The organism is Paraburkholderia sp. FT54 (assembly GCF_031585635.1).
GTDB lineage: Bacteria > Pseudomonadota > Gammaproteobacteria > Burkholderiales > Burkholderiaceae > Paraburkholderia.
On sequence record NZ_CP134195.1, the window covers coordinates 683,664 to 698,388 of the forward strand.

A 14,725-nucleotide genomic window follows, 5' to 3' on the forward strand; every position below is an offset into this window, starting at 1 on the left:
CGGAGACTGAATCCCGCCCGTTTCAGCACTGGAAAACGAAGGCCTTTCGTATAATCCGCGCATGAAAACCCAACTCGATGAGCGCTTCGGCTTTCTGATTTCCGATGTCGGCCGTCTGACAGGCAAGCGTTTCGACGACCTCGCGAAGTCTTCGGTCGATCTGACGCGCGCGCAGTGCCGCGTGCTGGCCTATCTCGCGCATTACGGCGACACCAATCAGGCGCGGCTCGCGGACCTGCTCGAAGTCGCGCCGATTTCAGCGGGTCGTTTGCTCGACCGGATGGAAGAGGGTGGTTGGATCGAGCGGACTGCCAATCCGCAGGACCGTCGCGAGCGCCAGGTGCACATGACGCCGAAGGCCGAGCGCACGCTCGGCAAGGCGCGCAAGGTCGGCGACGAAGTCGCGCGCGAAGCGCTGAACGGCTTCACCGACGAAGAAGCGAAGCAGTTGATTGCGCTGTTGCAGCGGGTGCGTGGGAATCTGAGCCGGTTGGTGGACCGGTGACAGGCGGCGCGCAGGTGAGTTGAGCAGTGCGGCGTTTGCGGCGCGGGTCCCAGAACCATGAATGCCGGACTGTTGGCTTCCCGGCAGGAAGCTCGATCTCACGCGCGCACCCGCCGCGTGCCGACTACTTCGACTCGGGAGTCCCCGACGCACCCGACGGCGGCACCAGCTCGAAACATGCCGGTGGCGCGACGGACGTTCTCGTTTTCCCGTCCGGCTGCTGCGGGTCGATACATTTGAAGGCGCTCTGATCGCGCTGGACGAAAATCGTGTCGGCCGGGCCAGCGCTGCCATGGGCGCCGTTCACGACGGCGACTATCTTGTAGCCGTCCTGCAGCAGCGTGGACAGCGTGGTCGCGCTGGCGCGCCACTGACTGTCGGGCGATGTCTGGGCCTGAGCGGCGAATGCGGCGGCGCCACTGAGAAGCGCGATAGAAGCGGTGGCCACGGCGAGCGTGGCGGTGCGGAACGTCATCAAGAAACCTCCTTGAAGTTGCGATTTGGGATGCCAAAACAAAAAAGCCGCTGAACCTTGCGGATCAGCGGCTTTTTCTTGCAACTGGTGGCGAATCAGGGACTCGAACCCCGGACCTGCGGATTATGATTCCGTCGCTCTAACCAACTGAGCTAATTCGCCGAAAGAAGCGAGATTATGCGGATGGCGCGGGAGGCTGTCAACCCCCGGCGCGCAACTTTTTCAAGAAGTTGTTCCGGTCATCAGACGTTTCAGTCCTTCGCGTAGATGTCCGAGTCCTTGGTTTCCCGCACGAACAGCATGCCGATCACGAAGGTGACGAGCGCGATCACGATCGGATACCACAGTCCCGAAAAGATATTGCCCTTCGCCGCCACGATCGCGAACGCGGTGGCCGGCAGGAAGCCGCCGAACCAGCCGTTGCCGATGTGATACGGCAGCGACATCGAGGTGTAGCGGATGCGCGTCGGGAACATTTCCACCAGCATCGCCGCGATCGGACCGTAGACCATCGTCACGTAGATCATCATGATCGTCAGAATCACCACGGTCATCGGCCAGTTGATCTGCGAGGGATCGGCCTTCGGCGAATAGCCCGCGGTCTTCAGTGTGGTCGCGAGCGTCTTGTCGAACGCCTTGCCTTGATCCTTGGCGTCGGCGGCCTTGCCGTCATACGTGTTGATCACCGTATCGCCGACCTTGATCTCCGCCAGCGTGCCCGCCGGCGCGGCGACGTTCTCGTAGTTCAAGCCGGCCTTCGAGAGCGCGCTCTTGGCGATGTCGCAGGAACTCGTGAACTTCGAAGTGCCGACCGGGTTGAACTGGAACGAGCACTCGTCCGGATTCGCGATCACGACGATCGGCGCCTTCGCGGTCGCTGTTTCCAGCGCCGGGTTGGTGTAGTGCGCCAGCGCCTTGAACAGCGGGAAATACGTGCACGCGGCGATCAGCAGGCCGGCCATGATGATCGGCTTACGGCCGATACGATCCGACAGCGAGCCGAAAAACAGGAAGAACGGTGTGCCGATCAGCAGCGCGATCGCGATCATGATGTTGGCGCTGCTGCCGTCCACCTTCAGCGTCTGCGTCAGGAAGAACAGCGTGTAGAACTGGCCCGTGTACCAGACCACGGCCTGGCCGGCGGTGAGGCCGATCAGCGCGAGAATCACGATCTTCAGGTTCTTCCACTGGCCGAAGGCTTCGGTCAGCGGCGCCTTGGAGGTCTTGCCTTCGGCCTTGATACGCTCGAATACCGGCGATTCATGCAGTTGCAGGCGAATCCACACCGACACGGCCAGCAGGAGGATCGAGACGACGAACGGAATGCGCCAGCCCCAGGCGCCGAATGCATCCTCACCCATGGCCGTGCGCACGCCGAGAATCACCAGCAGCGACAGAAACAGGCCGAGCGTGGCGGTCGTCTGGATCCAGGCCGTGTAGAAGCCGCGGCGTCCGGGCGGCGCATGTTCGGCCACGTAGGTGGCGGCGCCGCCGTACTCGCCGCCGAGCGCGAGGCCTTGCAGCATCCGCATCGCGATGAAGATCACCGGCGAAGCGAAGCCGATCGACGCGTAGCCCGGCAGAAAGCCTACGAGGAACGTCGACAGGCCCATGATCACGATCGTCACGAGGAACGTGTACTTGCGCCCGACCAGATCGCCGAGCCGCCCGAACACGATCGCGCCGAACGGCCGGACCGCGAAGCCGGCCGCGAAGCTGAGCAGCGTGAAGATAAAGGCGGCCGTCGGATTGACGCCGGAGAAAAAGCTCTTGCTAATGAAGGCCGCGAGCGAGCCGGCCAGATAGAAGTCGTACCACTCGAAAACCGTACCCAGCGACGATGCGAAAATCACCCGCTTCTCTTCGCGCGTCATCGGCACGTGCGAGATTTGCCCGCCAACGGTAGCCATATGTCGTCTCCAATATTGATATGCACGCGGTTCGCCGGTAACGGCGTTCCCGTGGAACCGATTATTGGAGTGGAAACTTACGGCGTACTGACGCGGTGGGGTGAAATTGCAGTTTGGCGTGTGTGGTGGGGTTTTTGTTCAACACGCGCGGATCTGGCGTCAAGGCCGCCTAATGTGCTCTCAAGTTATCCCAATATCGACATTGCAATTTTGTGCGCTCAAGTCGCGTTAGGGTAAGTCCCGCCCCCTTTCGTGCACGTGCAAGCTGACACGTACGAGCGTGCCGGCAAGCCGCGGCGAGGTCTGATAGACGTTGTCGTCGATCGTCAGTTCGCCGCCGTGCATGGTCGCGATCTCGCGGACGATCGCGAGTCCGAGGCCGCTGCCATCGCCTTCGCGGCCGAGAATCCGGTAGAAGCGCTCGATCACCCGCGAACGTTCGGCCACCGGAATGCCGAGCCCGGTATCCTCGACTTCCAGATACACGAGCCGCGCCGGCGCTTCATGCCGCACCCTGACCGTGATACGGCCGCCCGGCGGCGTATAGCGGATGGCGTTGTCGATCAGGTTCGACAGCATTTCGCGCAACATGACAGGATTGCCGTCCACTTCCACGGGTTCCTCGGGCGCTTCGTAGCCCAGATCCATCTGCTTGGCGAGTGCGGCCTGAACCCAGTCGCGCACCGCGTGGCGCGCGAGTTCCGCCACCTCGACCGGCGTGAAAATCTGTCCCGACATGCGGTTCTCCGCGCGCGCCAGCGCCAGCAACTGCGTGACGAGCCGCGCCGCATGCTCCGAGCTGGTGGCGATCTGCTCGAGCGAGCGATGCACTTCCGCGGAGGCGTCCTGGCGCAGGGCCAGTTCGGCCTGAGTGCGCAGGCCGGCTAGCGGCGTTTTCATCTGATGCGCGGCATCGGCGATAAAGCGCTTTTGCAACTCCATATTCTGTTCGAGGCGCGTCAGCAGATCGTTGAACGAGGTCACGAGCGGCTCGATTTCCGGCGGCGCGCGACGTGCTTCGAGGGGCGACAAGTCGTCTGGGCGGCGCGCGCGGATATGCGCTTGCAGCGCGTGCAGCGGCGCAAGACCGCGCGAGAGGCCGAACCACACCAGCAGGATCGCGAGCGGCAGGATCACGAACTGCGGCAGGATCACGCCTTTGATGATGTCGTTGGCGAGCTGGCTGCGTTTATCGAGCGTTTCGGCGACTTGCACCAGCACGGGCTGGGCGCCGGGCGTCTGCGGAAACTCGACGGTCGTGTAGGCGACGCGGATATCGTTGCCGCGCAGCACGTCGTCACGAAATTCGACGAGACCCGGCTGCGGCCGGTCTTCCTCGTGCGGCAACGGCATGTCGCGCTCGCCGCCCACCAGTTCGCCGCGCGTGCCGAGCACCTGATAGAACACGCTGTCGACATTGTCCGCGCGCAAAAAATCACGCGTGGAGTCGGGCAACGATAATTCCGCCACGCCGTTGACCGGATGAATCTGGCGCGCGAGCACGTACGCGTCGGTTTCCAGCGCGCGGTCGAACGGGCTGTTCGCGATCGACTTGGCGACCAGGTAAGTGACAGCGAGGCTCATCGGCCAAAGCAGCAGCAACGGCGCCAGCATCCAGTCGAGAATCTCGCCGAACAGCGAGCGCGGGCGCGCCTCGGCCGCGGCTTCGGTTTCGTCGGGCGGGGCGAACGGATTGGCGTAGCGCTCGTCGCGCGCTTCGTCGAGGTCCGCCGCGTGCGCCGTAGCGCGGTCTGCGCGCACGGACATGGGTGTCCTCTATTTGTAGTGATGGCTCGCCGGCATCGTGCCGGACGGCGGCGAGGCAGGTGGCTCAGGCTCGGCGGGTGGCGTCGTCGTCATGGCGTTCGCGCTTGTGCTCGTTGATGACGCCGCTTTCTCGAGGCAGTAGCCGAGACCGCGCACGGTGATGATACGCACGCCGCTCGGTTCGATTTTCTTGCGCAGGCGGTGCACGTAGACCTCGATCGCGTTGTTGCTGACTTCCTCGCCCCATTCGCACAGGTGGTCGACGAGTTGTTCCTTCGAGACCAGCCGGCCGATTCGCTGCAGCAGCACTTCGAGCAAACCCAGTTCGCGCGCCGACAGATCGATCACCTGCTCATTGACGTAGGCGATCCGGCCGACCTGGTCGAACGACAGCGACCCGTGCCGCACGACCGTCGGGCCACCGCCCGCGCCGCGCCGGGTCAGGGCGCGCACGCGCGCTTCGAGTTCGTTCAGCGCGAAGGGCTTGGCCATGTAATCGTCGGCGCCGAGGTCGAGACCCTTGACGCGTTCGTCGACGCTGTCCGCGGCGGTCAGGATCAGCACTGGCAGGTTGGAATTGCGCGCGCGCAGGCGGCGCAGCACCTCGAGCCCGGACATGCGCGGCAGGCCCAGATCGAGAATTAGCAGGTCGAAACTTTGCATCGACAGCGCGGTGTCGGCCTCGACGCCGGTCTTCACGTGATCGACGGCATAGGCCGATTGGCGGAGTGATCGAACCAGACCGTCCGCGAGTATGCTGTCGTCTTCGGCAATCAGAATTCGCATGGTGCGCCAGCCTGGCCTTGCCGGCACCGCGGGGTGTCCCCCGGCGCACAGCGGTCTCCAAAAATTATCGTGGGTAGTTGGGCAGCGCGACGGTAAAAATGCGCGTTCGCATGAGAATCGTGCTTGCCAAAACTACTGTTTTTTTATACAGTGTCTGGGTTTCGTGTGCTGTCCTTTAAAAGTGGGCTGCACATCTGCCTCAGACGCCGTTCATCATAGCAAAGGACGATTCATGGAAGAAAGCAAGAAAGGCTCGGCTGGACTGACGGCTGAAAAGAGCAAGGCACTCGCTGCCGCACTCGCGCAGATCGAAAAGCAGTTCGGCAAAGGGTCGGTCATGCGGCTCGGCGCAGGTGAGGCGGTCGAAGATATCCAGGTGGTCTCAACCGGATCGCTCGGCCTCGACATCGCGTTGGGCGTCGGCGGTTTGCCGCGTGGCCGGGTGGTCGAAATTTATGGTCCGGAGTCGTCCGGTAAAACCACGCTGACGTTGCAGGTCGTCGCCGAAATGCAGAAGCTCGGCGGCACGGCGGCGTTTATCGACGCGGAACACGCGCTGGACATCCAGTACGCGGGCAAGCTCGGCGTGAACGTGAACGACCTGCTGGTTTCGCAGCCGGATACGGGTGAGCAGGCGCTCGAAATCGCCGACGCACTGGTGCGTTCGGGCTCGATCGACATGATCGTGATCGACTCGGTCGCGGCACTCGTGCCGAAGGCTGAAATCGAAGGCGAAATGGGCGACTCGCTGCCGGGTCTGCAAGCGCGTCTCATGTCGCAGGCGCTGCGCAAGCTCACCGGCACGATCAAGCGCACGAACTGCCTCGTGATCTTCATCAACCAGATCCGCATGAAGATCGGCGTGATGTTCGGCAATCCGGAAACCACCACAGGCGGTAACGCGCTGAAGTTCTACGCGTCGGTGCGACTGGACATTCGCCGTATCGGTTCGATCAAGAAAAACGACGAAGTGATCGGCAACGAAACGCGCGTGAAGGTGGTGAAGAACAAGGTTGCTCCACCGTTCCGCGAAGCGATTTTCGACATCCTGTACGGCGAAGGTATTTCGCGTCAGGGCGAAGTCATCGACCTGGGCGTGCAGGCCAAGATCGTCGACAAGGCCGGCGCGTGGTACAGCTACAGCGGCGAACGTATCGGTCAGGGCAAGGACAACGCGCGTGAATTCCTGCGCGAAAATCCGGATATCGCTCGCGAGATCGAAAATCGTATCCGTGAGTCGCTGGGCGTGAATGCCATGGCTGAAGCCGTGACTGGCGCAGGCGCTGAAGTCGCGGACGAAGAAGAGTAACCCTCACGTGATACGCAAGGGCCGGCCGTTGTCCGATTCAGGACGCCACGCGGACGGCCCGCGTGATGAAGACGACGAGTCGTTCGATCCATTCGAATCGTTCGACGCACACGATCGTGCTGCGGGCCGCAATCCGCAGCGCGCGCAGTTTGAATCCTCCCCGCCGGCAGGCCCGGATCCCTCCGAAACCACCTACACCCGTTCGCGTCGCGTTCCTGGCGAAGCGAAACCCGGGCAAGACGAAGCCAAAAAATCCCTGCGTCCGGCACGGTCACTAAAAGGCCGCGCGCTCGGCTATTTATCTCGCCGTGAATACAGTCGCACCGAACTCGCGCGCAAGCTGAAGCCGTTCGTCGAGGAAACCGACTCGCTCGACACCTTGCTCGACTCGCTGGAAGCCGAAAACTGGCTGTCCGATTCGCGCTTCGCCGAAAGCCTGATTCATCGCCGCTCGTCGCGCTTGGGCGCGAGCCGGATCGTCGGGGAATTGAAGCAGCATTCGGTCGACCAGACGCTCGTCGAGGAGGCCAGCGCGCAACTGCGCGAAACCGAACTCGCGCGTGCGCAGGCTGTCTGGCAAAAGAAATTCGGCCGGCTTCCCGAAACGCCCGCCGAACGGGCAAAACAGCAGCGCTTTCTGGCCTCGCGTGGATTTTCGGGCGCCACGATCGGCAAAATTCTTAAGGGAATGGACGACGAGTAGGGCGGCGAGTAAGCGCGTCATGCTTGGTTTGCGTGCAAACCCCTTTGGGACAACGTCTTCCGCTCTCAGCCACGCATGGCGCGGCCATGCGCAATCGGACCTGTCCCAAATACCCAGTATGCTAAAATTCGTGGGTTTTCCAAATCCGGCCTTTCCTTCCCGCATGCCGCTCTCCCCGCCAGTGTCCCGTCAGTTGCGCCATCGTCGCGCAATCAGAGCGGAAGCCTATGAGCGAGCCGATGGCCTGTGGGATGTGGAAGCGTGCTTGACCGACGAAAAACCGCGCGATGTGGTGCTTGCGTCGGGCGTCCGGCCCAATGGTCAGCCGATCCATGAACTCTGGCTTCGCATCACCATCGATCGCAAGCTCAATGTCGTCGACGCCGAGGCGTCGTCCGACTGGGTGCCCTATCCTGGTTTGTGCCAAGCCAGCAATCCCGCCTACCGTGCCCTCATCGGGCTTAATCTCCGTCAAAACTTCCGTCGTGAGTCTGCCCGTTTGCTGGGCGGCACGGCGGGTTGCACGCATCTCACCGAGTTGTGCGCGATCCTGCCGACCGCCGCGATTCAGGCATTCGCCGGCGAAGTGTGGAACACCGGTGACAGCGCGTCGGGCGCGAACGCAGGTTCGGGAGACGGATCGTCTAACAGCACGGGCGAGCATTCCAACGACAAACCGCCATTCCAGCTGGGACGCTGCCACGCGCTGCGTTTCGACGGCGAGGCGGTGCAGCAGTTTTATCCGCGCTGGTATGGCCGCGCTCCGTATACAGCGGATCGCGCGGCATCGTCAGGCGACGGGGCGGTCCGCCAGACAGGCGAGGGTGGCAACGCGTCTGGCATGAACGACGGCAGCGGAAACGAAGTTCAATCCAACTCTCAGACTGAAGGGAATCACGCATGAAGATTCACGAGTACCAGGGTAAGGAAATCCTGCGGAAATTCGGCGTCGCGGTACCGCGCGGCAAGCCGGTCTTCTCGGTGGATGATGCGGTCAAGGCCGCGGAAGAGCTCGGCGGCCCGGTATGGGTCGTGAAGGCTCAGATCCACGCGGGTGGCCGTGGCAAGGGCGGCGGCGTGAAGGTCGCCAAGTCGCTGGAACAGGTTCGCGAATACTCGAACCAGATCCTCGGCATGCAGCTCGTCACGCACCAGACCGGCCCTGAAGGCCAGAAGGTGAATCGTCTGCTGATCGAAGAAGGCGCTGACATCAAGAAGGAACTGTATGTCGGCCTCGTGATCGATCGCGTGTCGCAGAAGATCGTCGTGATGGCATCGAGCGAAGGCGGCATGGACGTCGAAGAAGTCGCGGAAAAGACGCCCGAGCTGATCCACAAGGTTGCCGTCGACCCGACGACCGGCCTGAAGGACGCCGAAGCTGACGACCTCGCGAAGAAAATCGGCGTGCCCGACGCATCGATCCCGCAAGCGCGCGCGATCCTGCAAGGCCTGTACAAGGCATTCTGGGAAACCGACGCATCGCTGGCCGAAATCAACCCGCTGATCCTGACCGGCGACGGCAAAGTGATCGCGCTGGATGCGAAATTCAACTTCGATTCGAACGCACTGTTCCGTCACCCGGAAATCGTCGCGTATCGCGATCTGGACGAAGAAGATCCGGCTGAAGTCGAAGCGTCGAAGTTCGACCTCGCGTACATCTCGCTCGACGGCAACATTGGCTGCCTCGTGAACGGCGCAGGCCTCGCAATGGCAACGATGGACACCATCAAGCTGTTCGGCGGCGAACCGGCGAACTTCCTGGACGTGGGCGGTGGCGCCACGACGGAGAAGGTCACGGAAGCGTTCAAGATCATGCTGAAGAATCCGAACCTGACCGCGATTCTGGTCAACATTTTCGGCGGCATCATGCGCTGCGACGTGATCGCGGAAGGTGTGATCGCGGCGTCGAAGGCCGTTTCGCTGAAGGTGCCGCTCGTGGTCCGCATGAAGGGCACGAACGAAGACCTCGGCAAGAAGATGCTCGCTGAATCCGGCCTGCCGATCATCGCGGCAGACAGCATGGAAGAAGCGGCTCAGAAGGTCGTCGCGGCTGCTTCGGGCAAGGCGTAAGCCGAGTCCGCGAGCTTTTGCGAGACGCTTTTTCCAGGTAACCAGGATTACGAATGGCGGCGCGGGAATGGCGCATGAGCGGCGCGGGCGAAGAACATCCCGCCGCGCGGCGCAACGACGCGACGCCAAACGAACAGAGGTCAATACATGTCGATTCTGATTAACAAAGACACCAAGGTCATCACGCAGGGCATCACCGGCAAGACCGGTCAGTTCCACACGCGTGCTTGCCGTGAATATGCAAACGGCCGCGAAGCGTACGTTGCGGGCGTGAACCCGAAGCGCGCAGGTGAAGACTTCGAAGGCATTCCTATCTACGCAAGCGTCGCTGAAGCCAAGGCTGAAACGGGCGCGACCGTGTCGGTGATTTACGTTCCGCCGGCAGGCGCTGCTGCCGCGATCTGGGAAGCGGTCGAGGCCGATCTGGATCTGGCGATCTGTATCACGGAAGGCATTCCCGTCCGCGACATGATCGAGCTCAAGGCTCGTATGCGCGCCGAAAACCGCAAGACGCTGCTGCTCGGACCGAACTGCCCGGGCACGATCACGCCGGACGAGCTGAAGATCGGCATCATGCCGGGTCACATCCACCGCAAGGGCCGCATCGGCGTCGTGTCGCGTTCGGGCACGCTGACGTACGAAGCAGTCGGTCAATTGACGGCGATCGGCCTCGGCCAGTCGTCGGCGGTCGGGATCGGCGGCGACCCGATCAACGGTCTGAAGCACATCGACGTGATGAAGATGTTCAACGACGATCCGGAAACGGACGCCGTCATCATGATCGGCGAGATCGGCGGTCCGGACGAAGCGAACGCTGCCGAGTGGATCAAGGACAACATGAAGAAGCCGGTGGTCGGCTTCATCGCCGGCGTCACGGCGCCTCCGGGCAAGCGCATGGGCCACGCCGGCGCGCTGATCTCGGGCGGTGCGGATACGGCTGAAGCGAAACTGGAAATCATGGACGCATGCGGCATCAAGGTCACGAAGAACCCGTCGGAAATGGCGCGTCTTCTGAAGGCGATGCTGTAAGTCGAAATTCGCGCGCAGTGTCGGCGCGTTTTTGATACGCTTACGAAACCCTTTCGTGAGCGTGCGGTTCAAAAAGCGGGGGAGTGCAGACTCCCCCGCTTTTTTTATTGGCCGCGCGTCGGATTTCTTCTTATTCTTTCAATCATGCTCGAGTTCTTCGCCACGCTCCATTGGGGCGCTGTCATTCAGATCATCGTCATCGACATTCTGTTGGGTGGCGATAATGCTGTCGTGATCGCGCTGGCCTGCCGCAATTTGCCGCCGTCCCAACGCACGAAAGGCGTGCTGTGGGGCACGGCGGGCGCCATCGCGCTGCGCGTGGCGTTGATTGCGTTCGCGGTCGCCTTGCTCGATGTGCCGTTGCTGAAATTCGCGGGCGGCCTGTTGCTGCTGTGGATCGGCGTGCGCCTGATGGCGCCGGCGCACGACCCGCATGAGAACGTCAAGCCGGCCGACAAGCTGATGGCGGCGATCAAGACCATCATCGTCGCGGACGCGGTGATGAGCCTCGACAACGTGATCGCGATTGCGGGCGCGGCTGAGGCCGCCGACCCCGAACACCGGATCGCGCTGGTGATTTTCGGCCTGGTGGTCAGCATTCCGCTAATCGTGTGGGGCAGCCAGCTGGTTCTCAAACTGCTCGACCGCTTTCCCATCGTCATCACGCTCGGCGCCGCGTTGCTGGGCTGGATCGCGGGCGGCCTGATCATCAATGACCCGGCCGGCGACCGTTGGCCGATCCTCGACACGCCGCTGGCTGAATACGGCATGAGTATCGCGGGCGCGTTGTTCGTCGTGATCCTCGGGTATCTGTTCAAGCGCCGCAATGCCCATCGCGCGGCGGCTTGAGACAGGATGCGGCGCCGGCATGACGGCGTCTCAAGCGCCGGCGCGAACCTGAGCCGAACCATGCCGCAACGTTAGCCGTTCGGCTGACTGTATGACACGAGCGCCGCTGGCTACGATTGAAACGCCTGTTCCCGATCCGTGGGGCAGGCGTTTTTCGTTCCAGGAGCCTGTCGATGATCGTTACCTTGCCTTATCCTCCTTACTCCCACGCCTCGCTGTCCACGCGTACACGATTTTGCCGAGCGGGCTGGTCGGCGCGGCTCGCGCGTGCCTGCCGACGCCTCGGCTTCGGTTTCACGCTGATCGAACTGATGATCGTGCTGGCGATCGTCGGCGTGATCGCCGCTTATGCAATTCCCGCTTATCAGGACTATCTGGCGCGTAGCCGCGTCGGCGAAGGGTTGTCACTGGCGGCGTCCGCGCGGCTGGCCGTGTCCGAAAACGCCGCGAGCGGCAATGCATTCAGCGGCGGTTATGCGTCGCCGCCTGCTACCCGCAACGTCGAGTCCATTCGTGTCGACGACGACACCGGCCAGATCACCGTCGCCTTCACGACGCGCGTCGCGCCCGCGGGCTCGAACACGCTCACGCTGGTGCCGTCGGTGCCAGACAATGTCGATGCGCCGACTGCGCGCATCGCGTTGAGCAAGGGCGGAGTGCAGGCTGGCGCGCTCACCTGGGAATGTTTCACGGGCGGCAAATCCGCGTCCTCGCTGCCGGCGCCGGGCGCCGGGCCGGCCCCTGCCGATGCGCCCACGTTGCCGTCGAATCTTGCGCCACCGGAGTGCCGTTCGTGAACGATCGCGAGATGTATGCGGGATAAGCGCACGATGATCGCGAGAGCGGGCGAAGTCGCAGTCGTCCGCACGTAAAAGGCTGATTTTCGGGATATTTCAGCCCGGCCGGCGCACAGCAGGAGAATTTTTTTGTATAGTGCGCCGGTTGCTGACGCCCACCGGTTCCTCGATGCCCACCCCTTTCGCGCGCTATCTGTCTTTCATTCTGTTGGCTCTCGCGTTGGTGCTGCCTTATGCAGTTGTCAACCATACGTATCCGATTCCGACCTTTTACGCTGAATTCACCGCGCTCGGTCTGTATCTGTTGACCGGCGCAGGCGTCGTGCTGCTGGTGGCGAGCGCCAAGCCGCGTGTGGCGTTCGCGTCGCCGGTGGTCGCGCTGGTGCCGTTGCTGTTCGGGCTGCTGCTGGTGGCGCAGTCGGTGCTGTTGCCGGTCACGCAGCCGTCGATGAACTGGCTCGGCGGTGGCTATCTGCTGGCAGCCTTGATGGCGACGCATGCTGGCTATGGCTTTACGCGCGCCAAGCTCAACGAGACCGCGTTGCGTTGGGCGGCCGGGGCGTTGATCGTCGGCGGGCTGTTTGCGGTGTTCTGCCAGATCATCCAGTTGTTTCACCTCGAAGTGCGCGTGGCGCCGTTCGTGGTCGCCTATAACGTGACCGTCGAGCGACGGCCGTTCGGCAATATGGCTCAAGCCAACCACCTCGCCACCTATATCGCGTTTGCGATGGCGGGCGCGCTATTCCTCGTGCAGACGCGACGGATCGCGGTCAGCATCTGGTTCCTCGTGTCGACGATTTTCGCGGTGGGCCTCGCGCTGACCGTGTCGCGCGGTCCGTGGTTGCAGATGGGCGTGATCGTGGTGGCGGGTTTCTGGATGGCATTCGCGCAGACCCGCGATCAGTTGCAGTTGCGTCGCAGCAACCGCGACTGGCTCATTCCGATCGCGCTGGCCGTGCTGTTTTTCGTGATCAACGCGTTGATTCGCTGGGCCAACGTTCACTATCACCTTGAGCTCGGTCAGTCCGCCGCCGAACGTTTTCAGGATGCCGGTCAGATCGCGCCGCGCCTCGCGCTGTGGAAGTACGGTTGGACGATGTTCAAGACGCATCCGTTGCTGGGCGTTGGCTGGGGCGAATTTCCGAGCTATCAGTACGAGTTTGCAAAGTCGCTCGGCGGCGTCGAGATCGCCAACAATTCGCACGATATCTTCATCGACCTGCTCGCGAAGACCGGCTTGATCGGCCTCGCAATCGTGCTGTTTGGCCTGATTACCTGGCTCATACGCGTGGTGCGCGCGCCGCAAAGTTCGGCTCGGGTGTTCGGCATTGCGTTGATCGGTGTGCTGGTCATGCACGCGCTGGTCGAATATCCGCAGCAGTACATGTTCTTCCTGTTGCCGGCCATGTTCGTGTTCGGGCTGCTGGAAACGCGGCCGCTGCGCCTCGTGCCGGCACGCCTGTCGTTCGGCGCGTTTGCCGTGGTGGTGTTCGGCGGTCTGGCCGCGCTGTATCCGGTGTATCGCGACTACGCGCGCGCCGAGGTGCTGTACTACGGCCAGCGTCCCGCCGAACAGTATCGCGCGGACCCGTCGTTCCTGTTCCAGGCGTGGGGCGAATACGGCCTAGCGACGCTTTTGCCGATGAATTCGATGGATCTTCAACACAAGCTCGCCATGCACAAACAGGCAATGGCGCTGCTGCCGGGCGAAACGGTGCTGCGCCGCTATGCGGTGCTGCAGGCGTTGAGCGGCGACCAGGCAGCGGCGTTCGATACTGTTGAACGCCTGAAGATCTTCGCCGTGGAACTCAAGGACTGGCCGTCGCAACTGAGCTATCTGTACCAGCTCTGCGACGAGCAGAAAACGCTGACCGGTTTCAAGGCGGAACTGGTCAAGCGCTACGGCATGCCGCCGGGCGACGTCAATGAGGACGACGACAGCGACGACGAATGAGCCGCCGCGTTCGCTTCAAAGCTTGACGGGTGGAGCGGGGCGATGACACACACAGTCATCAACCCGCCACCCAATCCCCCGATTTCCCGCCGTGCTTCTCCAGCACCTTCACATCGGTGATCGTCATCCCGCGATCGACCGCCTTGCACATGTCGTACACCGTCAGCAGCCCGACCTGCACGGCCGTCAGCGCTTCCATCTCCACCCCCGTTCGACCCAGCGTTTCAACCTGAACCGTGCAATGCACGCCCGGCAGCGCGTCATCGAGCTCGAAATCCACCTTGACGCGCGTCAGCGCCAGCGGATGACACAGCGGGATCAGATCGGCGGTGCGCTTCGAACCTTGAATCGCGGCAATCCGAGCGATGCCGATCACGTCGCCTTTCTTGGCATTGCCGTCGCGGATCAGCGCGAACGTCTCCGGCAGCATGCGAATCGAGCCGCGCGCAATCGCAATGCGCTTGGTCTCCTGCTTGCCGCCGACGTCCACCATATGCGCCTGGCCGGCGGCGTCGAAATGAGTGAGTTCAGGCATGGTTGGGCTCCTTCAGAGGGCGCCTATCATAGCAGC

14 protein-coding genes and 1 tRNA gene are annotated in these 14,725 nt (G+C 62.6%); 9 read left to right on the top strand and 6 right to left on the bottom strand.

What is annotated here, in order from left to right; all coding sequences use genetic code 11:
- Window positions 1-61 precede the first annotated feature (61 nt).
- Window positions 62-505, top strand: coding sequence for a MarR family transcriptional regulator (locus RI103_RS03185; protein ID WP_310813975.1), 444 nt, complete (start codon window positions 62-64; stop codon window positions 503-505).
- A 124-nt stretch (window positions 506-629) separates the two neighbouring features.
- Here the strand turns inward: RI103_RS03185 and RI103_RS03190 are convergent, their stop codons facing one another.
- From RI103_RS03190 to RI103_RS03210, 5 genes are all read right to left on the bottom strand, one after another.
- Window positions 630-980 carry a hypothetical protein gene (locus RI103_RS03190; RefSeq protein WP_310813976.1) on the bottom strand — a complete coding sequence of 117 codons (351 nt, stop codon included), beginning with the start codon at window positions 978-980 and terminating at the stop codon, window positions 630-632.
- Between the two features lie 85 nt (window positions 981-1,065).
- Window positions 1,066-1,142 (bottom strand) — tRNA-Met (locus RI103_RS03195).
- A gap of 89 nt (window positions 1,143-1,231) precedes the next feature.
- Window positions 1,232-2,890, bottom strand: a complete 1,659-nt coding sequence (locus RI103_RS03200; protein ID WP_310813977.1) for an MFS transporter — start codon at window positions 2,888-2,890, stop codon at window positions 1,232-1,234.
- A 228-nt stretch (window positions 2,891-3,118) separates the two neighbouring features.
- Entirely contained in the window at window positions 3,119-4,657 is a 1,539-nt protein-coding gene (locus RI103_RS03205) for a sensor histidine kinase N-terminal domain-containing protein (RefSeq protein ID WP_310813979.1), read from the bottom strand.
- A 9-nt stretch (window positions 4,658-4,666) separates the two neighbouring features.
- Window positions 4,667-5,443 (bottom strand): response regulator transcription factor, encoded by a 777-nt coding sequence (locus tag RI103_RS03210; RefSeq protein ID WP_310813980.1) that lies wholly within the window; start codon window positions 5,441-5,443, stop codon window positions 4,667-4,669.
- A gap of 232 nt (window positions 5,444-5,675) precedes the next feature.
- Here RI103_RS03210 and recA point away from each other — a divergent pair, with 232 nt between their 5' ends.
- From recA to RI103_RS03250, 8 genes are all read left to right on the top strand, one after another.
- Entirely contained in the window at window positions 5,676-6,752 is a 1,077-nt protein-coding gene (gene recA, locus RI103_RS03215; RefSeq protein ID WP_132373216.1) for a recombinase RecA, read from the top strand.
- A gap of 7 nt (window positions 6,753-6,759) precedes the next feature.
- Window positions 6,760-7,455: a recombination regulator RecX gene (gene recX / locus RI103_RS03220; protein ID WP_310813981.1), complete on the top strand. Its 696-nt coding sequence runs from the start codon at window positions 6,760-6,762 to the stop codon at window positions 7,453-7,455.
- A 163-nt stretch (window positions 7,456-7,618) separates the two neighbouring features.
- Complete coding sequence (locus RI103_RS03225; RefSeq protein ID WP_310815161.1) at window positions 7,619-8,359, top strand: DUF2889 domain-containing protein; 741 nt, start codon at window positions 7,619-7,621, stop codon at window positions 8,357-8,359.
- Complete coding sequence (gene sucC, locus RI103_RS03230; RefSeq protein ID WP_310813982.1) at window positions 8,356-9,525, top strand: ADP-forming succinate--CoA ligase subunit beta; 1,170 nt, start codon at window positions 8,356-8,358, stop codon at window positions 9,523-9,525. Before RI103_RS03225 ends, sucC begins: the two co-directional genes overlap by 4 nt.
- Window positions 9,526-9,672: 147 nt before the next feature.
- On the top strand, window positions 9,673-10,554 hold the full coding sequence (gene sucD, locus RI103_RS03235) for a succinate--CoA ligase subunit alpha (protein WP_091799342.1): 882 nt from the start codon (window positions 9,673-9,675) through the stop codon (window positions 10,552-10,554).
- Between the two features lie 144 nt (window positions 10,555-10,698).
- The gene (locus RI103_RS03240) at window positions 10,699-11,403 is read left to right on the top strand and encodes a TerC family protein (protein WP_310813983.1); all 705 of its coding nucleotides are present in this window, start codon (window positions 10,699-10,701) and stop codon (window positions 11,401-11,403) included.
- Window positions 11,404-11,576: 173 nt separating this feature from the next.
- Window positions 11,577-12,200 carry a pilin gene (locus tag RI103_RS03245; protein WP_310813984.1) on the top strand — a complete coding sequence of 208 codons (624 nt, stop codon included), beginning with the start codon at window positions 11,577-11,579 and terminating at the stop codon, window positions 12,198-12,200.
- Between the two features lie 169 nt (window positions 12,201-12,369).
- Window positions 12,370-14,154 carry a Wzy polymerase domain-containing protein gene (locus RI103_RS03250; protein ID WP_310813985.1) on the top strand — a complete coding sequence of 595 codons (1,785 nt, stop codon included), beginning with the start codon at window positions 12,370-12,372 and terminating at the stop codon, window positions 14,152-14,154.
- A gap of 58 nt (window positions 14,155-14,212) precedes the next feature.
- Here RI103_RS03250 and moaC read toward each other — a convergent pair whose 3' ends face one another.
- Window positions 14,213-14,689: a cyclic pyranopterin monophosphate synthase MoaC gene (moaC, locus tag RI103_RS03255; RefSeq protein WP_310813986.1), complete on the bottom strand. Its 477-nt coding sequence runs from the start codon at window positions 14,687-14,689 to the stop codon at window positions 14,213-14,215.
- Window positions 14,690-14,725: the final 36 nt, after the last annotated feature.